This is a genomic window from Frankia sp. R82 (assembly GCF_023716925.1).
GTDB lineage: Bacteria > Actinomycetota > Actinomycetes > Frankiales > Frankiaceae > Frankia.
Genome location: NZ_JAMQQG010000019.1, coordinates 1 through 23881 on the forward strand (window position 1 = coordinate 1; position 23881 = coordinate 23881).

Below are 23881 nucleotides of genomic sequence, written 5' to 3' on the forward strand. Positions count from 1 at the left end.
CCTGGCCAGGCGGCGTCCACCTGTGCCGCCTGGGTCCGCAGCAGGTCCAGCGCGGCCTTGTCATCGAAGGCGGGGGTGAGCCGGATATCGACGTTGAACGTGCACAGATCCGGGACCGCCGAGTATCCCTCGCCGCCGCGGAGAACCCGTTCACCTCACCGGGCTGATCTTCGCGCGTGCGGATGGCCGGTACCTGTCTCCGGCCTACGTGTCCCAGCACATGCAGGTGATTGCCCGGAGAGTCGGGCTGTGCACCGCGTTGGTGCGTCCGGCCGATCGCGGGGCGACAACGCTGACTGTCGGTCGGCGCCATCGCCCACCGGAGGGCGCGTGGACGGTGTACCGGGACCGGGAACCCTGCGGGGAGGTGACGGTCCTGGGCTGCACACGCCGCCGCGGGGCCGGCGCCGTGCTGCACCTCGCCGGCCCGCTGCCGTTCGACCTCGCCGCGGGGGTTGAGCTCGGCGACGACCTGCTGCCCCGGCAGCGGCTGCACGGGCTGCGGCACAGCAACGCGTCCATCCAGATCCGGGAGGGCGTCGACCTGGCGCTGATCTCGAAACGGCTCGGCCACTCGAACCCGTCGATCACCGCGCGGCTGTACGCGCACCTGTTGCGGTCTACCGGGCAGGCGGTCGCGGAGACGGTGGTCAGGGCGGTTCCGCGGCGTGTAATGCGCCCTTCTCACCCACAGTCCACCCACAACGATCATCGCAGTGCGAGCGAGTAGGTAGGAAATGCCAATTATGCAGGTCCTGAACCCGCCTTCGGGTGGACCATGTGTACCAGCATCCGAACCGTTCGATCATGGTTTCTGGCCCCGAAATCACTGTCCGGCCGGTCGCTACCCGGGCCCTGACCAGGGACGATGCCCGATGACCGCGCCGACTTCTACATCATCTAGCGAATCGAACATATGTCCCGAATTTCGAGTGGGGTTGGATGCTTCGGCCCGTCTCGTGACCGTGATCGTCGGTGTGGTGGTCGCGTTGACGTTTCTGTTCGGCTTCGGGAACAGCTTCGCGCTCGGGGTGCGGCTGGGGGTTCCGATCTGGGTGGCACCGTTGGTCGCGCCTGCGGTGGACCTGTCCGTGGTCGCGCTGCTGCTGGGCACCAGATACCTTTCAGTACACGACGGGCCGGCGGAAGTGCTGCGCGCGGCGCGACGCCTGCTGCTGTTCGCCAGCCTCGTCACCCTGTCTCTGAACATCGCCGAGCCGTTGATTGCCGGTCACTACGGGCGTGCCGCGTTTGACGCGGTCGGCCCGCTGCTCTTGATCGGCTGGGGCGAAGTGGCACCCGACCTCCTCCAGGCCATGCAGACCACGGACATGGATGCTTCTCGGCCCGGCTCGCCGGCATCCTTCACCCCGTCTGACCCAGCCGAGCAGGATCAACCCGCCCCTTCGCTCTCTCGACCCGGCAGGCCTGAAACCCGGACGAGAGAAGCCCGAGACCAGGATTTGCTGCACCGGGCGCGAGCCGAGGACGTCTTGCACTGGCAGACCCACCAACGACCTATTTCCGCCGAGACGCTCCGTAAACGTCTCCATGTCGGAACCGGGACGGCCCGGGAACTGGTCGCGCGGGTCCGCGACGACACCCACGCCACCCTTCACGACCGAGCGACACGGCGCTCCTCGACGCAGCCTTGACGGCTGCTGCGACGCGGGCCACCTGAAACCAGGCGGCGTGTTCCGCCACGACGCTCGCCCTACCCGTCAAGATGAGGTGAGTCAGGTGATGGTTATCATCTTGTAACCTGGGTGGGTAGGGAGAGGGAGATCGTGACTGTGGTGGGGACGGGACAGCACGAGGACTGGTAGCGCAGTTGCGCAGCGATACCCACACGACCCTTCACAGCCGAGCGCCACAACCGTCCTAGCCGTAGCCGAGCCTGCGCAGCTCCGGTGGACGCTTGGCACCTGCGCCGCTTCCACGAGGCGATGACCGGAGCCGCACACTGCCTCCACGCCACGGCCACGATGCTGGAGGTCGAAATCGACACCCGCGCGGAGACTGAGGCGGCGTTCGCCCCAGACGTGGATGACGACCGCTGGTCGTGAGCCATCATGCCGCCGTTAGGGGCGCGGCGAACCGGGCCGGCGGCGGATAAGGGCAGTCGGCGCTCCCGCTGGCGACTTCATGGCCGTGGCATTGAGCAGGCGCACCACGTCAGCGTTCGGCAACTTTGCCCAGCGCTGGGCCAGGACGGCGACGATGAACAACGCAAGGCACGCCGCGCACCAGACGACGACGGGTGAGGCCACAAGGACGGCCCAGGGGAACATCGCGTACCCGCACTCCAGGGGAGCGACCGGACTCCCCGTGATGCTCGGCGGGAAGGGATCTACGAGCGTCGCGAAGGTCGTGCCGGTCCAGCGCCCGCTGCTCGTCAGACGGCGAGAGTCGGCGGTGCAGTAGGCGTGTAGGCGCCGCGGAGCGGCAACAGATCACACGGCCGGTGCGGAGCTGACGCCAGGACGCGGGCTGCCCGGCTGATGCGGGCGAAGGCCCGGGAGAAGTAGGAAAGGAGTATCTGGCGCCAATGTCGGGCACCGGCACGGCTATGCCCCCGGAGCCGTCCGGCGAGGTAGTCGAGCCGTGCCAGCACGGCGCGCGAAAGCCACGTCGGCTCGCGCCGGATCCCGGGCGCCGCAATGTCGCTCGTCTGGGAGAACACCGGCGCGAGGTCGGGCGGCCAGATGTCCGGTCTCTGGGCCAGATCGCGCGCGTAGGCCGGGGCGGCAATCAGCGGGTGCAGCGCCCGGCTGGGGTCGGTGGCTAGCTCGGTGGGCGGGGTCTCGACAGATGAAGGTTCGACGCAGGAGCGAAGCCACGGCGTGACGGCACGCGCAGGAGCGACGGGCTCGGTGTGATCGCGACCTGACTTATCGTGGAGCAGGTAGTGAGCCAGCTCGTGACTCAGGCTAAACGCCGGGTGGCCTTTGGCCGCATCGTGGGACTGCCATAGAAGGCGGAAAGCGTCCGCCATCCGCTCCGTCTCGAAGATCAGACGGAGTCCTTCGGCGATCAAGGACATGCCCGACTCGTTCCGGCCGAGGTGAGGCGGGCGCCACGTCTTAGCCTCGATGAGCAGCACCAACCCATCGTGGCTAAGGGCCACGTAGTCTGGCATTGAGGTGCCACGAAGCCAGGTATGGCGCGTTGCCACACATCCAGCCGCCGTTGGCGCTTCGCCCAGCATGGGGTCGATCATAGGACTCGATCCCGACACCGCAGTCCACGCCCTCACAGCCACAGCCGACACCATCACGGGGGCCGGACACTATGCACACGAGGAGCAGCCGGTCGAGTTCTGGAAGGCGATCAGCCACTGGCTCGCGTCTCATGCAGGCGGGTAGCTGACTCCGTGAGCCGCCCCTGGTTTCCGAGTAGGAACAGCGCACCGGCGCGGAAGGAAGCACTGACGGACGGTGTGATCACGCTGCGCCGCCGGGCGGAACACGACGCCACTGCGTCCCTCGCTGGTGAGGACGACTCCCTGATCCGGTGACTCTCCGGTAGGCGCGGCTGGCTGGACCGACCCTCTGCCTAGGTTCTGCCAGAACCGCGAACAGCGGGCGACAGGCTGCTTCTGCAGGGAACTTCGGCGTCGTCGACGTCGCGTCCACCGCCCTCGTCGGCAACGCCGACGCGCACCTCCACTCGCCGTTCCGGCACCGCACCGACGCTCCTTCGAGCAGCATCCATCTGGCATGACCTGTGCCGACACGACAGTCACGCCATCGGCCCGCAGGCCGACCGAAAAGACAGCTTCACCGTCCGAGGCGACGCGCCGTCACGATGGCTTGGTGGCGGGAGCAGGATGTGCTGCATCGTGCACGCGCCGAGGATGTGTTGCACTGGCAGCAGCACCAGCGGCCGATCTTCGCCGAGATGCTGCGCAAACGACTACATGTAGGCGCAACCTCGGCGCGCTCCCTGGTCGGGCAACTGCGGGCCGACACGCACAGCGCCCTTGGCCGTCAATCTCCCGCTGCGTCGTGCCAGGAGCGCCGATGCCCACTGGGTCCGGAATAACGCACGATTCGCGGCGGCCGTATGGCCATCTGATGATAATGTGGCGTGCGGGCCGCCCGGCACCCCCCGAGCTGGGCGGCTTCTTCTATCTTGTCGTTCTAGCGTGTGGCTGGTGCCAGGTGGGGGCTTGTGTGTCGGCTTTCCTGTAGCTGGTCGAATTCGCCGTTGCCGACGCCGGTGAGGAAGGCGTCCCATTCGCTGCGGGTGAAGGTGAGAGCTGTCGGTCCTTGGCGTATCTGGGCTCCGCCGTCGGCAAGAGGGCGGATGGTGTCTGTGGGGTCGCCGGCGAGCAGAGCGGTGCACAGTGCCGCCCAGGCGGTGGGGGTGAAGGCGGCGACGGGTCCGTCGCGGTCTTTGCTGTCGCGGACCTCGACGACGTCTGCGCCGGGGAAGACTTCGACGCAGTTTCCGCCGTCGGGCCCGCTCGCGGTGCTTTTACGGAAGGTTTTTGTGGTCATGGGTTTTCCCTGCCGAGTTGGTGGATCCGGTCGTGTGAGGCCTGTGGGGACAGGGCTACTGCGCGGAGGTGGTCGAGGCGGCTGGCGAAGCGGCGGACGATGGGTGGGCGTTCGAGGTAGTTCGCGCCTTCGGTTTCCTCGACGTAGACCAGCGGTGGCTGGTCCACATTGAAGGTGAGCATGGTGAAGCCGGCGCCGAGGGCTGGGTGGACGCCGGCGGACAGGGGCACGACCTGCAGGTTGACGCGGGGGCGGGCGGCGACGGCGAGCAGGTGGCGGAACTGCTCGGCCATGACAGTCGGGTTGCCTGCCGGGCGCAGCAGCACGGACTCTTCGAGGATCACCCACAGTCGGGGTGGGTTCGGTCCGTCGAGAAGCTTCTGGCGGCGTAGGCGAGCCTCGGCCCGGCGGTTGACGCTCTCGGGAGTGGTGTCCGGGTCCGCGGCCAGGACAGCGGACGCGTACGCCTCGGTCTGCAGCAGACCGGGAACGAGCTGGGGTTCGTAGGTCGCGATCTCCCGGGCGGTGTCCTCAAGGTCGAGCAGGCGATGGAACCAGGGCGGAAGGTCACCGCGGTAGGGATGCCACCAGCCCGGCTTCCCCGACGCGCGGTGCAGCTCGGTCAGCTCCCGCCGCACATCGTCGTCCACCTGGTAGAGCGCCAGCAGCGCGGCGAGCACAGGGCCTTTCGGTCGGGTGTCGGCGGTTTCGATGCGGCTGATGGTCGACAGGGACACGTCGATGCGCTCGGCGGTGGCCTGCGCGGTCAGACCGGCGGCGGCGCGTAGCTCGCGTAGCCGGCCGCCGAGCTGACGGCGTAGCGCGGTAGGGCCGGCGCCGCTGGACATGACGCGCTCCTCTCCCAAGTCCCCGCCCAGTCTGCCACCTCCACCCCGCCGACCAGCCGGCATGATCTGCAATCCCACTTTGTGGCCCCCGCACACAGCAACGATCGCGGCGGGACGACCCCCTCCAACATGCGATCATATGGATTTGCATTTTGCACTTGCACTTTGGGTGGGGTGTGGGTCATGGTGGGCCCGTACGCGGGGTACTCGGGAGCGTGCCGGGTGCCATGCCGGACGGAGAGATCATGACCGAGGAACAGGTGTCGTCGCCGCCCATCCCCACGGGCGCCAACGAGACGGACACGCGCGCGTCCCTGACCGCGCTGTACCTGGAGCACTACCAGCAGCTGGTCGGGGTGGCGTGCCGCTATCTCGGCGACGGTTCTCGCGAGGATGGCGAGGACGTGGTCCAGGACGCCTACCTGCGGGTATGGGCACGGTGGGACCAGGTCGATCCGCGTACCGGGCGGGCGTACCTGTTCCGGGCCGTGGCGAACCTGGCCTGCAGCGCTGTGCGGCGGCGGGCTGTCGCCGCCTCGCATCGGCCCTCGTCAACGGCGGTGTCCGCCAGCGCGGAGGAGACGGCGCTGAGCGGCCTGCTGCCCGCCGGCATCGTCACGGCGATCGGTGAACTGCCGCCCCGCGAACGTCAGGCCGTCCTGCTACGCCACTATCTCGACCTCGGCCAGCACGCCGCCGCGACCGCGATGCACTGCACACCGGCCACCGTGCGCGGCTACACCTTCCGCGCACTGGCCACCCTCGCCCGCCAGGCCCACCCACCCGCGGACACCGCGAGGGCCGCGTGATGCGCCCGTCCCCTCACTATCCAGCACCGACCACCGGTGGCCGTCCCCGCTGGGCCAGGCAATGCCACGCCCGACCGTCCAGCGCGGCCCACACCGGTGACCGCGCGCTGCCGGCGACCGAACACCCGCCGTACGACACGCAGGTGGCCGCCACCAGCGGCAGGATCGGCACGGTCAGCCTGGCCGTGGCACGCCGGGAGATCACCCGGGTCCTGACCCTGTGGGGAGAACCAGCGGCGGTACGCCAAGCGGTGGTGCAGGTCGCCGCCGAACTGCTCGCCGCCCACCGCGACAGCCAGTCCCTCCACGTGCAGCTCACCTCCACGCCTACCGCTGTGCGCGTCACGGTCACCGCCGACGGCGCCTCCGGTAGCCCGCTGTCCGACGAGGCGGTCTGGCGCATGGCGCTGCTCACCGCCCTGGCCTGTCGTGTGCAGACCCGCCGCAACGGCGACCGCCAGGTGTGCACCTGCGACGTGCCCGTCGCCGTGCAGCCCGGCCGCTAAGCCCTGCCATCTGCCATACGAGCCCCAGCCCCTTACCCGCCACTTCGGCGTGCCAGTCGGCGCGTTACTCGGCCCGGTGTCCGCCGTCCCACGCGACCTGCACCACCGTCTTCCCGGCACTCGGATCTTTCTCTCGCCTGCCGAGGGCGGCCTGGCTGGCTACCAGGCTGGTTCCACCAGCAGCACCGGGCCCGCGTTGCTTACGGCCGTTCGTGCTCCGACTGCAGGACAAACGCGATAGCCGCGTCGAGGCAGAGGGTGTCGGCGGCGTGCGGGGTGGCTGCCGCCCGCTCGGCGACCTGTCGGACCTTCGCGGCGATAGCAGGCCAGCGGCCCGTGTAGTCCGCCGCGCGGCCGGTCAGTTCCCCGAGAACCTCCGGAGCGTGCGGGTACGTCCGGAACACCGTGTGCAGGTCTGCTGCGGCGCACTGCCAGGCCAGTGTCCGGGCGAGAACGGGGCGCGGGTCGTTGGGTGGCAGCAGAAGCTCCCCGGGCCCACCGATCGGCGATCTTGGTGCTGTACCGCGGGGAACCTTCACAGCTTCGAGATAGAAGTGGTCCACCAGCTCCGTGTCCCGGTCGATACCGGCGGTGTGTGGTGGGCTCCATTGCACGTCTGTGATTCGTGCGGGAGTGGGCGGCTCCGGGTGGTTCCAGTCCGACCGGGCAAGTACCCGATCTCCCAGGCAAAGTCCACCGAGGCCTCGCAGCCGTTCGGCGTCGACGGCCCGTTTCGCCATCCGCTGTACCGTGCGGTGCTGATCGAGGAGCGGCGGATTGTCAGGTCGCCTGCCGTCGACGTCCTCGACCCACAGCAGATCCTTCTCACCGCAGCGTTGCCTGTCGGCATACAGCTGGGACTGCAACGCGGGCCCCGGCGAGATCATGGCGAGATAGGCGGTGACACGCTCCGGGGAGCCCAGCCGGTAGCCCGTGGCCGCAAGCGGCACCTCGTCCGCGGCCATGCCCAGTTCACGGGCCTGCGCGAGGAACACGCTGACAAGCAGCCGCTCGGCCTGCGCCCGCCAGGCCACCGGGGCCAGGCCGGCGAGGAGGGCCTCCGCCCGCCGCCAGGCACGCTCGACCTCCGACGGCGGTGAAGAACCCGAGGTCACGGTGCGCTGCCCCGACCGGCTGTCGGCGTGCCCGCGGCAGGGCCGGTGAAGTCGACATGGGCCTGGGGTGTCCACCGGTACTGGCGTGCCTGAAGATCCTGAACCTGATCGACCAGGCTGACACCGCTGACGGTGATCTCCACCGGGGGTGGGTGTCGGGCATCCAGCCACGCCTGCAGAGCGCTGTCGTCGGCCTGGTCGCGCGTGCCATAGCCGAGAGAGACATGTGGGCGAAACGACGCGGACTCCACCATCCCGAGCGCCCCCACGATCGCCTGATACAGCGCGACGACAGGCGCCTCCGGCGCGACCCGCAGCAGCACCCCGCTGCGCGCGACGTAGGCCGGACCCAACGTCAGCCGGACCGGTGCCAGGCCGGCGCACCGCTCGGCGACAGCAGCGACCATCTCCGTGGGCGAGGCAGCGCCGATCGGGCCAACGCTGAGCAGCGTCAGATGCATCCACCCGGCCGGGACCGCGTCGACCTCGGGACATACGCCGAGCTCGTAGGCATCCACCAGCCGCGTGGCCGCCTCGGGCGGTGGCAGCAGATGCCAATGCCAACGCCTCTCACCTGCCGGCCACAGATGCCGCCCCCAGAAGTCACGCACCGCACCCTCCACTCCGAACGACCCGCGGCATCTGCAGGAACGGTGGTCTGTGGGCGACGTGTCTCACCGCCCGCGCCGACACCAGCACCACCCGTCCCGGGGCCATCAGGACAGGTCCGATGGGCGCTGGTCCGCCGGCCGCAGCGCCGCCTTAGCCCGGTGGACAACCCTGCGGAACATCAGATGTGCACAGCCGACGACGAGCAGAAGCCCCACCAGAAGCACCCCCTCCGCCCCCAGCCGCGCACCCATCGACCAGTCATCACCAACGGTGAGCGTGACTCCTACGACCACGACCACCATCACCAGGGTGGACACCACCCAGATCGCCAGGACCCCGCGGTACAGCCCGCCGCCCGCCACGGCGGCCACGCCAGGGCGGTCCTCCGGCTGCACGGGAACGGCCGCAGCGAGCCCATTCATCAGATCCTGGATCTTTTCTCGCTCACCGATATACCGTTCCTGGAAATGCTCATGGCTGATTCGGCTGCCAAGAGCAGGCAGCAGCACCAGCGCCCGCGTGATGCTGGCCAGCGCCTCGTCGAGATGGCCACACAGACGCTGCGCGCGGGCAAGCCGATAGATCATTCCATGATCAGGGAATTCGTAGGCGGCGGCGGTGGCGTGCTCCAGCAGTTCGCGGACCTGGCCGGGCGAAGGCGAGGCGATATCCAGGGCATGCACGCACACATCGACCACAGCGCGAGACCGGCCCGGCGCCACCCAGGCGGTACCCAGCAGGGTTCGCCCCTCGGCCGTGTCGCCTCGACCGAGGCTGGCGAACGCGCGTAGCGCGGTGAACAGCGGCTGCTCCCGATGCTCGCCGGCGGCGATGGCCAGCAACGACCGATCCAGGAACAGGTGAAGCTCGTCATACCAGAAGTCAGCCCGCAGCTTCCCGGCATGATAAAGCATCGCGAAATAGCAGATGTCCGGCGCGCCTCTGTATGTTTCGACGATACGGCCGGTGGCTAGGGTGATGTCCTCACGCGACTCGACGTTGTCCCGGGTGATGAACGCATATCCCAACGCCCAGATCTCCGCGATCCGGGCGCGGGCCTGGTCGTCGGTGTGATCGGCCAGCCAGCGGGCGCAGGACGCCGCGGTTTCGATGGTCGGAGCGCGTAGAAACCGCAACCGCCAGTAACGATCCGCGCAAATCAACTCCGGGTCCGCCCCGAGATCCACCGTGGCGATCATGAACTGCGGTTGGATGCTGGCGGCGATCAGCTCGGCCGCAACCTCATCGCACACCCGGTCCCTCGCGCCGGGACCCTCGGACGCCGCCCGCCGAAGCCGCGTGATGATCGCTTCGTCCATGAGCCTCCTACCCCCTGACGCCGAGCACCAGTTTCCCCTATGTACCAGAAAACGGCGGTCGAACGGACAGATGCAGGTCGACTCGGGCAGGGCGCTCCCGCGCGATGCGCCGGCGGAAGACATGCTGGCGGTAGTCAGCAGCTACCCGGTCACCTTGAGCGCCGCGAGACCGGAAGGAGCTCCACTCCGCCGAGCGGGCTTCACGCACAGCAGCGCCCAGGCCGCGAGCGAGGATGCATCCACGATCTCGCCTGCCGCGAGCATGGCCGCCCACTGCTCGTGACGGGCCGGTGCGGCACCGAAAGGGACAAGCGTGCCTGCGCGGGGATGACAAGGGGATCGATTACCGGCGGGCCGAGGGCCTGGACGACGGCTTGGGTATCGGTCAGGGCTGCGAGGTGGGCGACAACGGCGTGGAGTCGTCCGGCGTCGGTGGTCGGGTGTACCAGCGGGCGCGGTGGGTAGGCGTCAGCATCCCGGACCTTGTGGACCGGTGAGCACCGGTCAGGCAGGACGCCCTGTGGTCGGAGATCGCCCCCCACCGTCAGCCTCCCTGCAGGTGGCGCGACACCCTGCGAACTCCCAGCGGAAACGTTCCTTCTCGTCCGGGCGATGCTGTACAGCGAGAGACCGCAGGAGTGTCACCAGACGTCCCCGAAGATCCTCGGACAGGTGGGGCCAGGCCAGCGAACGCGGTGTCGACGGCCACGATCAGCACGGGTGGTCCAAGATCGGCTGTCACGTCGGTCAGGACCGCGGCGGCCGAACGGCTCGCGGTTTCCAATACGTCGACGGGTCCCCAGCGGCGCAGGCCACCGGTGCCGTTGTCGACCGGTCGAACAAACACCGGGCGACCGGGAAGGCCGGTCAGCATGCGGTGATGCCAGCCTGGCTGGTGCTGCGAACTCGCCGGTGACAGCTGGATAGGCAGGACCACGAGCCGCACCGAGGGGTCCAGGACGTGGTGGGCAGGGGTGGGTGGTCGGTGAACGTCTAGATAGGGATGTTCATGGTCGGGCCGGACGAGGACGGTGTCGCTGATGGTGGGTAGGCCCAGCGCGCGCAGACGGCAGGCGTCCGTCGGCGCGGCCAGGAGATTGATCGTCCTCGGATGCCGTAGGAATCCTCCGGAGCCGCGGCCGGTCCGCTCGCAGTGTGGCCAGGACGGGGATTGCGCTGATGGTGGCGCCGTCGAGGTCCTGCCAGTAGAGGCCCTCGGGGCGGCGAGGTGGCCCGCAGGTGATGGTGCGGGTGGGGGTGACGATGAGGTCGACGCTGAAGTCGTGGCGGGTTTCTGGAAGATCGTCGTCGACGACCTGAAGGTCGTGGACGGTCGTGACGATGGTGGTGGTGGGTCGGATGAGTCCGGCTTCCTGGAGAAGCGCGAATTCGAGGTCGGAGTAGCCTGCGCCTTTCCCCAGCCGAACGCCGTGTGGGTTGACCGCGACACTGCCACAGACGACGAGGTCGACGGGGTGCATGTCGTTCACGCCGACCGGGTGGGCGACGGCGGCGGCGACGTGCCGGTCGGCGGTCTGTTCGGGAGGCAGGGGCAGCGTGGCGGGGTCGAGACGGTAGAAGGGCAGCTGTTCGGCCAGTCTGGGGACGGCCATGTAGAGGGTCTTGCCGTCGCGCAGGGCGTGGGCGCGGACGGGTTGTTGGGCCCGGTCGGGAACGGCTTTGACGATCCGCGCCGATGCCCAGGCTGGTAGGGCGGCGAGTCGTGCGGCGGCTTCGTCGGCGCCGGTAAACGCGGGGATGTAGCCGTGGACGTCGGGTGGCGCGGCGTGTTCGCGTGCCAGCAGGGTCCAGATCCGGTCGCGGACGCGCTGTTTGGCGTCGCGGACGTCGCGGTTCATGAGGCTGTGTGGGCTGGGGAGGCCATGACGTCGAGGAGACGGTCGCAGGCGTCGGCGACGGCCGGCATGTGGCGCCAGGGCCTCAGTTCGCGGCTGATCGTGAACGCCATCGTGATGCCGCCGCCGCCCCAGGTGCGGGTGACCACGTCGAGGGCCTGATGGAAGGCGTGCGCGGCCTCGTCGGGTTTCCGTTGGCGGATGTGGGCGAGCGCGAGGTTCCCCAGGACGATCGCGTCAGCTTTGGCCGGGTTGCGCGAGTGGGAGTAGGCGCGTGTCAGGAGATCCTCGGCCTTTTTCGGCTGGCCGAGGGCCAGGTAGCAGGATCCGGCTATGCGCGGGATGTGGCTGGGTGAGTACAGGTAGCTCGCCTCGTCCGCGGTGGTGGCGCTGCCCAGAAGGTGTTCGGCTTGGCCGAGGAGTTCTTCGCATCCGGTGGTGCTGCGTTGCATGGCATATGCCTCGGCGGCGTGCAGCGTGGCCAGGCCGGTGAGCGCATCGCTGGAGCCCGCGGTCACCGTCATGCAGCGGCCAGCGAGATCGAGCGCAGATTGTGGGTCCCGCTCGCCGTACAAGGCGACGATCGTGGACCGCAACAGCGCGAATCCCTCCAGGATCGGATTGCGCAGCTCGCGGCCTGCGGCGGCGGCCCGGCCCAGATAGGTGTGGGCCTGGTGGTGGTCGCGTCGTTGGGAGGCGTCCCAGATGAGCTGACCCATGAGGATCGCCGCTTCGGCCTCCGCGGTCAGCAGCTCCCGGTGCAGCCGCATGGTCGGAGACTGGGAGCGCAGAAAGCTTGCGAGGGTGAGCATCTGGCCCGCCTCGGGCAGCAGTTCTGTCGGCGGCGTGCGGTCGTAGCGGGCATCGAGGTCCTCGACCCGTTGGCGCAGGAGCGCGATGGTCACCAGGTCCACGGATCGGGGCTGGTCACGGACGTGGCGCAGACGCTCCTCGACGGACTCCTGCGGACCCGCCGCCTGGACAGGCCATGTCACGGGATCGAGAGCCGGTGTGTGGGCCGGCCGGTCCGGCGATCGGTCGGCTGCGGGCGGGGCCGGGTTCAGCGGTCCGGCCAGAGCCGGCTGCGGCGGAGCCGGCGTGGAGGGTGCCCGTAGGGAGGCGCCCATGCTGGCCAGGAGAAGCCGATCCGAGGGACTGAGATGGTCATGGTCGTCGAGGTCGAGCAGGGCGTGGACCTCGGTCCCGTAGACACCGGCGAGCAGGGCCAGGGTCTGGGGCATGAGCCGACGCACACGCGACCTCGGAAAGTTCTCCAGCTCGCTGAGCTTCGGCTCGGACATCGGCGCCTTGCCCGCGGGGTCGAGTCCGTGTTCGGCGGCGTAGGCGTTGATCCGGTCGGCGGCCTGTGTCAACGTCCAGCCGAACGCATGCCGATGCGCCGCCCGGGGGCGATACCGGTAGCGACGAGCGAACTCCACGGCGATCTCCTGATGCGTTCTCCCACGATCCCGCATCCGACTGCGCAGGTCGTCCTGTTCGGCGCGCAGGCTCGCCTTGGGCCTGGACATCCAAGATTCCCCCTCGCCGGCAGCGGGCATTCCCAGGGGAGAACCCGCATCAGCAATCAGTCCGTCTTAACGGTAGCCGTACAGTCACGTCCTCCGCAGGTACAGCCGAGATGGTGGTCCGGGCGTTGCGCGGTGTACTCGCGAGCTAGGCGGCTGTCGCGGCGTACCGGAGCCGGCAGCCTTGAGTAACCAGCAGGAAGATCGTGCTCGACTCGCGCGGGGGCTTCCGGGCAGCGGCCGGCGCCGTCACCTTTCGCTGGCAGCATGGCCGCGTGCAGGACAATTCGATGGTCGGCTCGGCCGCCACCACACTGGTCGTGATCAGGGGCAACTCGGGATCGGGGAAGAGCTCGGTCGCCCGGTCGCTGCGGGCACAGGCCGGCCGCGGTGTGGCGTGGGTGGAGCAGGACTATCTGCGCCGCGTCCTGCTGCGCGAGCGGGACCGGCCCGGCGGGGTGGCGCCGGGTCTGATCGAACAGACTGTCCGCTTCTGCCTTGATCACGGCTATCACGTCCTGCTGGAAGGCATCCTCGCCGCGTCATCTCACTCCAAGATGATCAGCGGTCTGCTCCGGGCTCATCGGGGGCGCAGCTTCGTGTTCTATCTCGACGTGTCCTTCGAGGAGACGCTGCGTCGGCACGCCACCCGACCCCAGGCGGCGGAGTTCAGCGGCGAGGACATGCGGGGCTGGTACCTGGCCCGCGATCTGCTGGGGGTTGACGGCGAGCGGGTCGTTCCCGAGCATTTCACGCTTGCGCGAACCGTCGCGTTCCTCAGGAACACTACGGGGCTGCTGTCGTCCCTCGCCTCGTTCGATGGCCCGGTCGATCCTGACGGTGTTTGCCGCTGAGTTCGTCGGCTGCGGCCACGCCGTCGGGGCGCTCAGGCGTTCGGCGGGGACTGCATGCGGCTCGGTGTGTGTCGGCGGTCGAATCGCCGACCCGATTCCGGCGGCCGGACGATCACGTCTCGCATCCTCGGCGGTGGTGCCGGCTCGAAGTAACGGCCGCCTCCGCGAGTGTTTCTCCTGGTCAGCAGGGGTCCTGTCGGACGAACAGATTCTTCGTCGCGGCGGGAATGACTGGCCGTCACCGTCAGGGCGATGGTGTAACGGTTCCCCTGTGCCTACCGTCAGTGAGGGCCGTTTCCATGATGAGGATCGACTGCGCGACGTCATGTCACCGCCCCGTCGGCGCCAGACGCGGACCGGACGACAGACTGGGACGGCCACGCCGATCACCGAGGGGCGCACTCGTCGGGGCCGGACAGCCCTCACGGGGGCGGTCCTGATGGAGCCCGAGCACCCGAGCGTGGCCCGGGTCTACGACTACTTCCTCGGCGGAGCGCACAACTTCCGCGCCGATCGGGAAGCTGCGGCACGGGTGGTCGAGACGTGGCCACAGATCCGGGACACTACCCGGGTCAACCGCCTGTTCCTCGGCGAGGCGGTCGGCTTTCTCACCGGCGAGGTCGGCCTTCGTCAGTTCCTCGACATCGGTTCCGGCATGCCGACGATGGGCAACGTCCACGAGGTCGCCCAACGCGTAGCGCCGGAGGCGCGCGTCGCCTACGTGGACCACGACCCGGTCGCGGTCGCGCACAGCCAGATCCTGCTCGCGTCCAATCCGAACGCGCTGGCGGTGGACGCTGATCTGACCCGCCCCGAGGAGATCCTGGCCCACCCGGAGATCACGGGCCTGCTGGATCTGTCCCAGCCGGTCGGGCTCCTGCTGGTGGCGATCCTGCACTTCTTCCCCGACAACACTCATCCGCAACGCCTGGTCGCCGCCCTGCGCGACGCGCTGCCGGCGGGCAGCTATCTGGTCCTCACCCACGCGACCGGGGACGGACAGGACCGCGACGTCGCGGACGCGGCCGAGGTGTACCGGCGCACCACCGCGCCGTTCCAGCTGCGCAGCCGTGAGGAGGTCGTGCGGTTCTTCGACGGCACGGACCTGATCGAGCCCGGCGTGGTCCTGCTGCCCGGCTGGGACGACGACCGGCGGCGCCGGGCGACGACGACCGAGACTCGACTGCCGGTTTACGCCGGCGTCGGGCGTATCCGATGAGCCCTCCGTCCGGCTGCCCGACCTGCTGGCCGGCGGCCGACGTCCGCCGGCTGCTGCGGCACGCCGATGCCCGGATCGCTGACGCGACCGCGGCCCTGTGGCCGGACGCCGAGACGACCTTCCGCCCGATGGTCACCGCCGGCGGCGCGCTCCTGCGACAGGTGCGGGTCGACGGACAGATGCTGTGCGCGACGGCGCGTCTGGCCGGCGCGGTGCATTGGGGAGTGGTCCTCGGCGACGACGGTGATTGTGCCGCTCTGCTGGCCGCTGATGGTGCCGGAGTGGACGCGACGGTCCAGGAAGCCGACCAGCTCACCGCCCTGGCCACCTACAGCAGGCTGCGGGTCGCTGCCCCGACCGCCACGGCGAACGGGGTCCTGTTCACCGCCTGGTTGTCCGGCCCGAGCCTGGCCAGCCGGCTGGACGAGCACCCCGCGGACCTCACCGGGCTGCTGACGGGCCTCCTCGACGAGCTCGGCGAGGTGCATCATGCTCCGGCGGAGCAGCTGCGGCAGGTCGCCGCGCCAACCGGCATCCGGACGCACCCTCAGATCGTCGACCAGGCACTGGCCCGCCCGACGGAGCACATCCACCCAGACCCCGCACAGCCTGCCGCGGCCGGCGAGCTGCGCGCGCTCCTGGGAAGCCTGTCGCTGCGGCTGGAACGGCTGGCCGCCCAGCTCGACCCACTGCTCCTCGCCCACGCCGGACTCGCGTTCGGGAACCTCACCCCCCGCCACGTGCTGTACCCGGACTCCACACCGCGGCCGGTGCTGACGTCACCCGACCTCGGACCGGGCGGAGAACCCACCGACACCGGAACACTGCTCAGCCACCTACACCTGCTGACCCTCGACAGCCCACCGACGGTACGGACGGACCTCGTCGACGGCATCGAGGCGTGGCTCGCCGGCCGGCTGGCCGCCCAGGGCGCCGACTGGCGCAGCTGGCTGAACACCGTGTTGACGATCTGGGCAGCCAGCCTGTACGACACGGTCCTCAGCGCGCTGACGCTGCCCGCCGTGCTACCCCTCGACGCGGACACCAGCCGTCTCGCGGCCCGTCCGCGCCCTGCGCTGGATGGCCTCAAGGTCCTCACCGCGGAACTGCGCCGCCGCGGCGCCGGGGCCGCGCTGAACGCGACCCTCGCCGCGCTCGCCACCACCCCTGCAGGCCACGACGACGCCGACGCGGCCACGACGACCGCCCGCTGCTGATCGCAGCGTTCCCGGACCGCACACGGAAGGCGCCCGTCCATGGTCACGACACCGTACCGACCACCGGGAAGCCAGCCACAGCCCACACCGCGACCTTCCTCCAGGCCCGACCCGGTGACCGCGGACTTCGAAGGCCCCCTCCGTCGACAGACACCGACACCGCCGTGATCACTACCAGGCGGCAAGCGGACGAACCCCCGCATAGCGAGGATCCCGGCCCGCTGGACCGCGCCTTCGATCAGCTTCGATGCGCCGCGATCGAACTGCTCAACACCTACGTCCGCCGCCCAGGTCGCCTCTGCGCCAGCGGGGGGCGCAGATGGCCGTGCGACGCCGTCCTGCTCGCCGATCACAACCCGACGCTAGTCACTCCGCTTCCCCCAGAACCGTGTGCCAGGAGAACCTATGATCACCGCACTCGCCCCTGCCTCGTCCACAGCACCCGATCCACCTGCCGGCCGACTGCCGCAGCACGTTCGGCACTATCCAGCCACACCGCGCACCGCCAGCGCCGCCCGTCGCGACGCCACCGCGCAGCTGCACCGCTGGGGCCTCGACACGGTGACCGACACTGTCACCCTTGTGCTGTCGGAACTGATCACTAATGCGCTCGTGGCCAGCAGCCGCCCTTCTGGCGTGCACGGGGCCGACGAGGCGGCGTCCCGGGTTGCGATGCGCCTGACCTACAGCCACCGCGACCTGATCGTCGAGGTGTGGGACGGCGGCCCCGGCCGCCCGACCTGCCGGACCACCGACACCGACACCGACGGCGGCCGAGGGCTGCACATTGTCGCCACCGTCGCCCGAGCCCTCGGCTACTACCCGGTCCGCGTCCGCAGCCCGGACGGATACCGAACCAGGGGCAAGATCGTCTGGGCCGCGCTGTCCCACGAGACTCCGGCCACCCCGCACCTCCTCCACAGCCCGGCCGAGCAGCTGCCACGCCGTATCCCGGCGTCCCCCACCGCCGAGGCCACGCTGAATCCGGACAGTTACGACCACGCGCTGCTACAACGCGTCCTCGACGGACTACGCAATCTTGACACCTGGACACCGTCCACCGCACCCACCAGCCCCGCGCACCATCCAGTCATGCGAGAACAGGAGGCCACACCATGAACGCCCCGGCGGGCACCGCCTGCCCACCGTGGTGCGACCAGCCTGCCGGCCACCTCCACGTCGACGTCGCTGGCCCCGGCGACTATCACGTCTCCGCATTCGCTCTGGTCGGCCTGCCGGAAATCCCCGGAATACGCGAGGGCACCACCCTCCAGGTCGCGATCGAACAGTACGTGACCTCCACGATCACCTACGATCCCTTGATCTCGCTCGGGATCGGGGACGACGACCCTGACAACGAGGCCCTCACCCTCGACGAAGCCGACGCCCTCGCCGCCGCTCTCATCAAGGCGGTTGCCAGAGCTCGTGCCACTGGAACCGGCCAACCCTCGAATGACGCTGGCCCCGCGTGACGCAGCGCCCGAGACCCGGCTCTGTTCCGATGGGTGGCGGGGCGGTTACGGTGAACATGGACGGCGGGCTGTCCGGAGGCAATGGATCGGTATCCGGGGGCAGATCCGGGGCCGCAGGGAGGTGGCGTGCCTAATCCCAGCAAGCATGCGGAGCGCGACGAGCTGCGGACCCGGATGCGCGCTGCGGGCATGTCCCACGACGAAATCGCTGTCGAGTTAGCCCGCCGCTACCGCTACCGTCCCCGCGCCGCCCACCGCCACGCTCGCGGCTGGACCCAGGAACAGGCCGCGAACCGTCTCAACGCCTACGCCGCCCACGCCGGCCTCGACCCCGACGGCACCGCGCCCATGACCGGCCCGAAGCTGTCGGAGATCGAGAACTGGCCGCTACCGAACAACCGCAGAAGGCCCACCCCCCAGATCCTCGCCCTGCTTGCCGAGGTCTATGACACCAGCATCCACGCCCTGCTCGATCTCGACGATCGAGAACACCTCAGCCCCGCCGATATCCTCCTCCTCGACAAGATGCCGAGAGCGGCGCGGACGCAGCCCACCGGGCCGGCGGCGCAGATGACGCACCAGAGCGGCGAAACCGCTGCCGGCGTCATGGTTGAGCCCGCGGTCGTTGGGGGAACGCCGTCGCTGCTGGAGCTGCGCTCGACACCTGTCGGCAACCTGCCCGTTCAGACGACAGGCATCACGGCATGGGAAGCGGCACCAACAACGGAAGTGGTAGACAAGATCACCAGGAATGATCTCGCGCTTGATCGCCGTGAGGCGGTGCGCGTCATGGCGGACGTGGTCGTCGGCGCTGCGCTTCTCGAAGGCGTGGAACGCTGGTTGAACACCACCGAGCCGCTCGCGAGTCAGCGTCGCACTGCCGGCGTCGGCATGGAGGAAGTCGAGGAGATCGAGCTGGCCGCGCGGACCTTCCGGGCGTGGGACAACCAGTTCGGCGGAGGTCTTCGGCGTAAGGCGGTCGTGGGTCAGCTCGCCGAGATCGCGGATGAGCTTCGCGACTTCTCACATCCGCAGGACCTGACCCGGCGGCTGCAGAGCGTGATGGCTGATCTCGCTGAGACCGCCGCGACGATGTCCTGGGACTCGGGGCACGGCGGGATTGCGCAGCGCTACTACCTGCTCGCTCTTCGGTCAGCCAAGGCGGCGGGCGATCCCGTGTTCTGCGCGAACATCCTCGCCGGCATGGCACGGCAGCAGTTCTATCTCGACCGGACGACCGAAGGACTGGAACTCGTCCGCCTCGCACAGGACGTCGCCGGCGCTCGGGCGACCCCGGCGGTGCGCGCGATGCTGTTCACGCGCGAGGCATGGGCATACGCCCGGCAAGGCCGGCTCTCCGCATTCCGGCGCACGACGAGCCGGGCGGAGGACACCTTCAGTGACGTCGACGCGGCCGTCGAGCCGTACTGGATCTCCTACTTCGACCCGGCGGAGCTGGCGGGCGTCACCGGAGGCCGTCTTCTCGACATCGCGCACCAGGCGCCCAAGTATGCCGACGAGGCAGCCGCCTGGCTGAACCAGGCCGTCGAGGCTCGGGACGTCGGCAGCGTCCGCAGCACAGCCCTCGATCAACTTGGGTATGCCGAGATCAGACTCGTGCAGGGCGAATTCGACGAGGCGGCGCGGCTGGGCCACGCCGCCGTGACGACGGTCGAGCAGACACGTTCCAGCCGCGTGCGGATCAAACTAGGCGAGTTCTACCGGCACGCCGAATCCCGAACGTCCGCTCGTCCCATCGCCGACCTGTGCGCGAGGATCACACCCATACTTCACACCGAACGAACCGCGGCCCGGACAGACGAGGCGTGAGGAGCTCCACGACGTGACCCGCATCGGCATCGCCGGCCACATGGACCTCACCCCCGCGACCGTTGTCCTCGTACGGGCCGCCCTCGTGGAGGCGCTCACGCCGTACGCGCCAGACCTGACCGGCGTCAGCTGCATCGCCGCCGGCTCCGACAGCATCTTCGCCGACGTCGTCCTGGACCTCGGCGGCACACTCGATGTCATCATCCCAGCTGCTGACTACCGCGCGAGGAAGGTCAAACCCGAACACGCCGACCTGTTCGACGACCTTGTCCGTCGGGCCGCCACCGTGCGGGTCCTGCCCCACGAGGTCTCGGATCGGGCGGCGTACGAGGCCGCGAACAACGCACTCGTCGACGACGTTGATCTGCTCATGGCGGTCTGGGACGGCCAGGCTCCGGTCGACCGGGGCGGCACAGCGACCACGGTCGCGCACGCCCACGCAAACCATCGCACCGTCCAGATCATCTGGCCTACCGGCGCGGCACGACAGCGGCGACGGTAAACCTTGCTGCACTGCGCGACCTCTGGTTCGCACCATCAGCAACCACATGACCTCGTGCGATCACATACGGGCATTTTCGCTCCGCGCAATGGATCGATAACCTAACGCGTGGTAGCGGTGATCGCTTTGGTTGGGGCGGTGGCGTACGGCGGAAGTGGACACCCGAGACTCTGGCCGGATGTTGGACACGGCGCGAAGGCGATCGGACGGTGCGCACCCGACAGAAATGTGTCCCGCTCGCGTCCACAGCGAACGCGTGCCACACCAGCGGCTCGCCGCTGTGACGCCATCACGCCGGCCGAATCCGCGGCAGAAGACCACTGCGACGCTGCAACGATATCCGTGAGAGGAATGCATGACAGACGACGTCACGCTCGTCACTAGTAACGACGGTAAGGCCCGCGAGTTCACCCGCCTGCTGGGTATCGAGGTCACCACGACCACGATGGACCTCGTCGAGATCCAGTCCCTGGATGTCGCGGCCGTCGCGGAACGAAAGGCCGCCGACGCCTATGCGCAACTGCGACGCCCCGTGCTCGTTGACGACTCCGGCCTGGCCCTGGCGGCCTGGAACGGGCTGCCCGGCGCGCTCATCGCCTGCTTCCTCGACACCGTCGGCGTCCACGGCCTCCTCGCGATGGCAACAGGTCTCACCAACCGCCGCGCCACCGTGACGACCGCGCTCGGCTACGCCGACGCCACCGGCGTCCACGTCGTGACCGGCGCCGTGCACGGCACCCTGACCACCGAACCTCGTGGCAGCAACGGCTTCAGCTACGACACCGTCTTCGTACCTGCCAGCGGCACGCAGACCTTCGCCGAGATGCCCAACGAGCAGAAGAACGAGATCTCACCTCGCCGACTGGCCACCGACGCCCTCCGCGCACACCTCGGACTCGCTGATCCTCCAACCCCGTGCCAGAGCTCGCTGTCGCAAGCCGGAGAGGTTCAGCGAGCACCGCTCACCTGATCCACGCCGGTGCGCCGACCACGCCCGCGATGCAGCACCCGAGAAGCCGCTCGGCTGCCGCCTGGGGATACCAGCGGTAGCCGTACACCCTGGACTCCCGGATGCTTCCCACGTCAGCCTGCGCGATGAAGGCAGACGGTGCGGCACGTGTGCCATCCTTTGCGTAGTGAGCGTCAGGTGGCGCGGGCGCCGGACCGGGAGGAGTCAGCGTGGTCACCAGCGCCGCAGCGGCCCGGATCGCGGTGCTCATCGACGCGGAGAACGCACCGTCGTGGTCCGTGGGACTGGTGCTCGCCGACGTTGCCCGCCATGGGAAAGCGCAGGTGAAGCGTGCCTATGGCGACTGGACGATGCTGACGAGCTGGAAGAAGGCCCTGCTGGATCTGTCCATCCGACCTGTGCAGGTGTTCGCCGCGGTCAAGGGGAAGAACGCGGCGGACCTGGCGTTGGCGATCGACGCGATGGACTTGCTGCACTCCGGGGCGGTCGACAGGTTCGCCCTGGTCTCGTCGGACAGCGACTTCACTCGGCTGGCCGAACGGATCCGTGAGGCCGGCCTGACCGTCCACGGGTACGGCGAGGAGAAGAAGACGAATCCGGGCCTGCCCGCCGCCTGCGACCTGTTCGTCTTCGTCGAGTCCCTCGCCGTGGCAGCGCCGCCCACGCCGGCCGCGACGCCCGACCAGGTGCTCGTCCCCGCCCGTGCCACCACGCCGACGCGGGCCCCGCTCGCGGCGGCGGGTGATTCCGCGACGTCGATGTCGACGCCGGCTCCGGCCGCTGCCGTCGCCCCGCCGAAGAAAAGCAAGAACGCCAAGACAGCCTCGACAGCGCCGCCGAGCCGGGCGACGACCGCGGCCCTGCGGGCGGACACCGTCCTGATGCGCCGCCTGCGTGAGGCGGTCACGGCGAATTCCGGCCCTGACGGATGGACCCATCTGGCGGCCGTGGGGTCGGCCATCCGCAAGCATCCCGTGGTCGTGCTCAAGACCTACGGCTACTCGCGCCTCAAGGACCTGATGGTCGCCACCGACCTGTTCGAGGTTCAGCGCAGCGGCCCAGGAAAGTCCGGCGCCGTCCACGCACGCATCAAGTAGACGCTCACCGCGCCGCAGCGGCAGTGCATCCGCCGGCCCCGGCTAGGACCGTGCCCACGGGGTAGGCGGCCTCTGGCCGCGGTGGCCCTGCCGTGCGTCCGGGTGGATCGCGCCGACGGCTGCGGTCTGCCTGGTCAGCGCCCGGTACGGCAGCAGCGTGATGCTGGCCGTGCAGGCGAGCCCCGCGACGAGCAGCGCGGTCCTGACGCCGGCGAGCGCGGCGAGCCCGCCACCGGCGAGGATGAACAGCGGCTGCACGGTCTTGGCGCTGATTCCCCAGGCGGTGCGTACGCGGGCCATGTAGGCGTCGGCGGTGACCTCCATCCGGTAGGTCGCGAATATCGGGTTGAACACCCCCGCGCAGATCAGCATCGCCGTGTCCGCCACCACGATGATGACCAGACCGGTCGGGCCATGGGGTGCGAGCGGGTACAGCAGCAGCCAGGGAGCGCGCGCCGCGCCGGCGACGAGCAGCACGCGCCGCTGCCCGAACCGGCGCGCGAGAGCGGGCGCGAGCCGGGCGCCGACGATCCCGGCGAGGCAAGGCAGGCCCAGGGACAGCCCGTAGGCATACGCGGGCAGCCGAAGTCCGTCGAGGATGAGGACCGCGAGCAGCGGGCCGGTCATGACCACGGGCCCACCGAACAGCATCGCGTTGAGGAACAGGCGTCGCAGCCCGGGGTGGGCGAGAAGGTAGCGCCATCCCTGGCGGATGCCGGCGTCGGCGCCGCGGGCGGGTGGCGGCGGTTCGGGTGCGCGGATGCGCCGCACACCGGCGGCGGAGCCGAGGTAGGACGCGGCATCGAGCGCCATCGTTGCCGTAGCCCCGAAGCCGCCGATCAGCAGCCCGCCGACCGGCGGGCCGGCCGCACCCGAGGTCCAGTCGACGGTCTCGAACCAGCTGTTCGTCGCCAGACACCCGTCCGTGTCCGTCATCGCTTTCAGGTGCGCCCCGCTGGCGGCGGCGAAGGCGGTCGATGCGATCGAGGAGAGGGCACCGACCGCGACCAGGTGCCCGAAGGTGAGCAGATGCAGCGCGGCAGCCACCGGCACGCTCGCGAGCGCGATGAACCGCACCAGATCCGCCGCGATCATGACGGGTCGTTTGCGTCGGTGTTCGATGCCGGCCCCCAGCGGGAGCAGAACAGCCGCGGCGGTGAGCCCGGCCAGGCCGGACAGCATCGACACCTCGAACGCGGAGGCATGCAGGACGAGGATCGCGACGATCGGCAGCGACCCCGACCCGACACCGCTGCCCGCCGCGCTGATGGTGTAGGCGACGAGGAGGTTGCGGCGATCACGATCCCGCACCGGCGGACGCTACCACTCCCGATCTCCGCTCCAGCCCAACATCGCCGCACTTCAGCGCGCGGAATCCGATGCAGATAGCGGCCCGTACGGAAGATCACATGCTGCCGTTCGGACGGGCGACGTTGCCGGCGGTCGCGTCGCGACCCACACAACAAGGGGTGCAGCCCACGAAGAAGTGGGCCCGCTCCGGATCGTCGTCCCAGGTCAGAGCCATCCTGGGACGCGAACGGAATGTTCGTCGTCTGGGGAATGTGCGCACCGCTGCGATCAGGCAGAGTGACAGCGTCCAGTCGCGATCACGATCTGTAGTAGGGAT

General features: G+C 69.4%; 22 protein-coding genes and 1 pseudogene. 14 read left to right on the plus strand and 9 right to left on the minus strand.

What is annotated here, in order from left to right:
- Positions 1–220 precede the first annotated feature (220 nt).
- The 3 genes from ND747_RS05265 to ND747_RS05275 all read left to right on the plus strand — a co-directional run bounded on the left by ND747_RS05265 (position 221) and on the right by ND747_RS05275 (position 2066).
- A complete protein-coding gene (locus ND747_RS05265) occupies positions 221–730 on the plus strand; it encodes a tyrosine-type recombinase/integrase (RefSeq protein ID WP_251732270.1) in 510 nt (169 codons plus the stop codon).
- Positions 731–875: 145 nt separating this feature from the next.
- On the plus strand, positions 876–1655 hold the full coding sequence (locus tag ND747_RS05270) for a hypothetical protein (RefSeq protein WP_251732272.1): 780 nt from the start codon (positions 876–878) through the stop codon (positions 1653–1655).
- Between the two features lie 255 nt (positions 1656–1910).
- Positions 1911–2066 carry a hypothetical protein gene (locus ND747_RS05275; RefSeq protein WP_251732273.1) on the plus strand — a complete coding sequence of 52 codons (156 nt, stop codon included), beginning with the start codon at positions 1911–1913 and terminating at the stop codon, positions 2064–2066.
- 329 nt (positions 2067–2395) lie between these two features.
- Here ND747_RS05275 and ND747_RS05280 read toward each other — a convergent pair whose 3' ends face one another.
- The 3 genes from ND747_RS05280 to ND747_RS05295 all read right to left on the minus strand — a co-directional run bounded on the left by ND747_RS05280 (position 2396) and on the right by ND747_RS05295 (position 5350).
- A complete protein-coding gene (locus tag ND747_RS05280) occupies positions 2396–3043 on the minus strand; it encodes a hypothetical protein (protein ID WP_251732274.1) in 648 nt (215 codons plus the stop codon).
- 1099 nt (positions 3044–4142) lie between these two features.
- Positions 4143–4502, minus strand: coding sequence for a DUF397 domain-containing protein (locus ND747_RS05290; protein WP_251732276.1), 360 nt, complete (start codon positions 4500–4502; stop codon positions 4143–4145).
- Positions 4499–5350 carry a helix-turn-helix transcriptional regulator gene (locus ND747_RS05295; protein WP_251732278.1) on the minus strand — a complete coding sequence of 284 codons (852 nt, stop codon included), beginning with the start codon at positions 5348–5350 and terminating at the stop codon, positions 4499–4501. Before ND747_RS05295 ends, ND747_RS05290 begins: the two co-directional genes overlap by 4 nt.
- 245 nt (positions 5351–5595) lie before the next feature.
- On the opposite strand from ND747_RS05295, the gene ND747_RS05300 reads away from it, so the two are divergent.
- Positions 5596–6159: an RNA polymerase sigma factor gene (locus ND747_RS05300; protein WP_251732279.1), complete on the plus strand. Its 564-nt coding sequence runs from the start codon at positions 5596–5598 to the stop codon at positions 6157–6159.
- On the plus strand, positions 6159–6665 hold the full coding sequence (locus ND747_RS05305; protein ID WP_251732281.1) for a hypothetical protein: 507 nt from the start codon (positions 6159–6161) through the stop codon (positions 6663–6665). Before ND747_RS05300 ends, ND747_RS05305 begins: the two co-directional genes overlap by 1 nt.
- Before the next feature lie 200 nt (positions 6666–6865).
- Here ND747_RS05305 and ND747_RS05310 read toward each other — a convergent pair whose 3' ends face one another.
- From ND747_RS05310 to ND747_RS05330, 5 genes and pseudogenes are all read right to left on the minus strand, one after another.
- The gene (locus ND747_RS05310; protein ID WP_251732282.1) at positions 6866–7780 is read right to left on the minus strand and encodes a hypothetical protein; all 915 of its coding nucleotides are present in this window, start codon (positions 7778–7780) and stop codon (positions 6866–6868) included.
- Entirely contained in the window at positions 7777–8391 is a 615-nt protein-coding gene (locus tag ND747_RS05315; protein WP_251732284.1) for a 2'-5' RNA ligase family protein, read from the minus strand. The genes ND747_RS05310 and ND747_RS05315 overlap by 4 nt, the downstream gene beginning before the upstream one ends.
- 105 nt (positions 8392–8496) lie before the next feature.
- Positions 8497–9711: a hypothetical protein gene (locus tag ND747_RS05320; protein ID WP_251732286.1), complete on the minus strand. Its 1215-nt coding sequence runs from the start codon at positions 9709–9711 to the stop codon at positions 8497–8499.
- Positions 9712–10862: 1151 nt separating this feature from the next.
- Positions 10863–11570, minus strand: a pseudogene (locus ND747_RS05325) (5-formyltetrahydrofolate cyclo-ligase); the annotation flags it as partial.
- Entirely contained in the window at positions 11567–13096 is a 1530-nt protein-coding gene (locus ND747_RS05330) for a hypothetical protein (RefSeq protein WP_251732289.1), read from the minus strand. The pseudogene ND747_RS05325 and the gene ND747_RS05330, both read right to left, overlap by 4 nt.
- 287 nt (positions 13097–13383) lie before the next feature.
- Here ND747_RS05330 and ND747_RS05335 point away from each other — a divergent pair, with 287 nt between their 5' ends.
- The 9 genes from ND747_RS05335 to ND747_RS29690 all read left to right on the plus strand — a co-directional run bounded on the left by ND747_RS05335 (position 13384) and on the right by ND747_RS29690 (position 22254).
- Positions 13384–13947 carry a kinase gene (locus ND747_RS05335; RefSeq protein WP_285900043.1) on the plus strand — a complete coding sequence of 188 codons (564 nt, stop codon included), beginning with the start codon at positions 13384–13386 and terminating at the stop codon, positions 13945–13947.
- 439 nt (positions 13948–14386) lie between these two features.
- Complete coding sequence (locus ND747_RS05340; RefSeq protein ID WP_251732308.1) at positions 14387–15166, plus strand: SAM-dependent methyltransferase; 780 nt, start codon at positions 14387–14389, stop codon at positions 15164–15166.
- The gene (locus ND747_RS05345) at positions 15163–16383 is read left to right on the plus strand and encodes a hypothetical protein (RefSeq protein ID WP_251732310.1); all 1221 of its coding nucleotides are present in this window, start codon (positions 15163–15165) and stop codon (positions 16381–16383) included. Before ND747_RS05340 ends, ND747_RS05345 begins: the two co-directional genes overlap by 4 nt.
- A gap of 405 nt (positions 16384–16788) precedes the next feature.
- Positions 16789–17502: an ATP-binding protein gene (locus ND747_RS05350; RefSeq protein ID WP_251732312.1), complete on the plus strand. Its 714-nt coding sequence runs from the start codon at positions 16789–16791 to the stop codon at positions 17500–17502.
- Positions 17499–17855 (plus strand): hypothetical protein, encoded by a 357-nt coding sequence (locus ND747_RS05355; protein WP_251732314.1) that lies wholly within the window; start codon positions 17499–17501, stop codon positions 17853–17855. Before ND747_RS05350 ends, ND747_RS05355 begins: the two co-directional genes overlap by 4 nt.
- A 174-nt stretch (positions 17856–18029) precedes the next feature.
- Positions 18030–19685: a helix-turn-helix transcriptional regulator gene (locus tag ND747_RS05360; protein ID WP_285900044.1), complete on the plus strand. Its 1656-nt coding sequence runs from the start codon at positions 18030–18032 to the stop codon at positions 19683–19685.
- A 13-nt stretch (positions 19686–19698) separates the two neighbouring features.
- The gene (locus ND747_RS05365; RefSeq protein WP_251732317.1) at positions 19699–20187 is read left to right on the plus strand and encodes a hypothetical protein; all 489 of its coding nucleotides are present in this window, start codon (positions 19699–19701) and stop codon (positions 20185–20187) included.
- A gap of 355 nt (positions 20188–20542) precedes the next feature.
- Positions 20543–21157, plus strand: a complete 615-nt coding sequence (locus ND747_RS05370; protein ID WP_251732319.1) for a non-canonical purine NTP pyrophosphatase — start codon at positions 20543–20545, stop codon at positions 21155–21157.
- 209 nt (positions 21158–21366) lie between these two features.
- Positions 21367–22254 carry an NYN domain-containing protein gene (locus ND747_RS29690; RefSeq protein WP_251732320.1) on the plus strand — a complete coding sequence of 296 codons (888 nt, stop codon included), beginning with the start codon at positions 21367–21369 and terminating at the stop codon, positions 22252–22254.
- A 42-nt stretch (positions 22255–22296) separates the two neighbouring features.
- Here the strand turns inward: ND747_RS29690 and ND747_RS05380 are convergent, their stop codons facing one another.
- Positions 22297–23565, minus strand: a complete 1269-nt coding sequence (locus ND747_RS05380) for an MFS transporter (protein ID WP_251732322.1) — start codon at positions 23563–23565, stop codon at positions 22297–22299.
- Positions 23566–23881 lie beyond the last annotated feature (316 nt).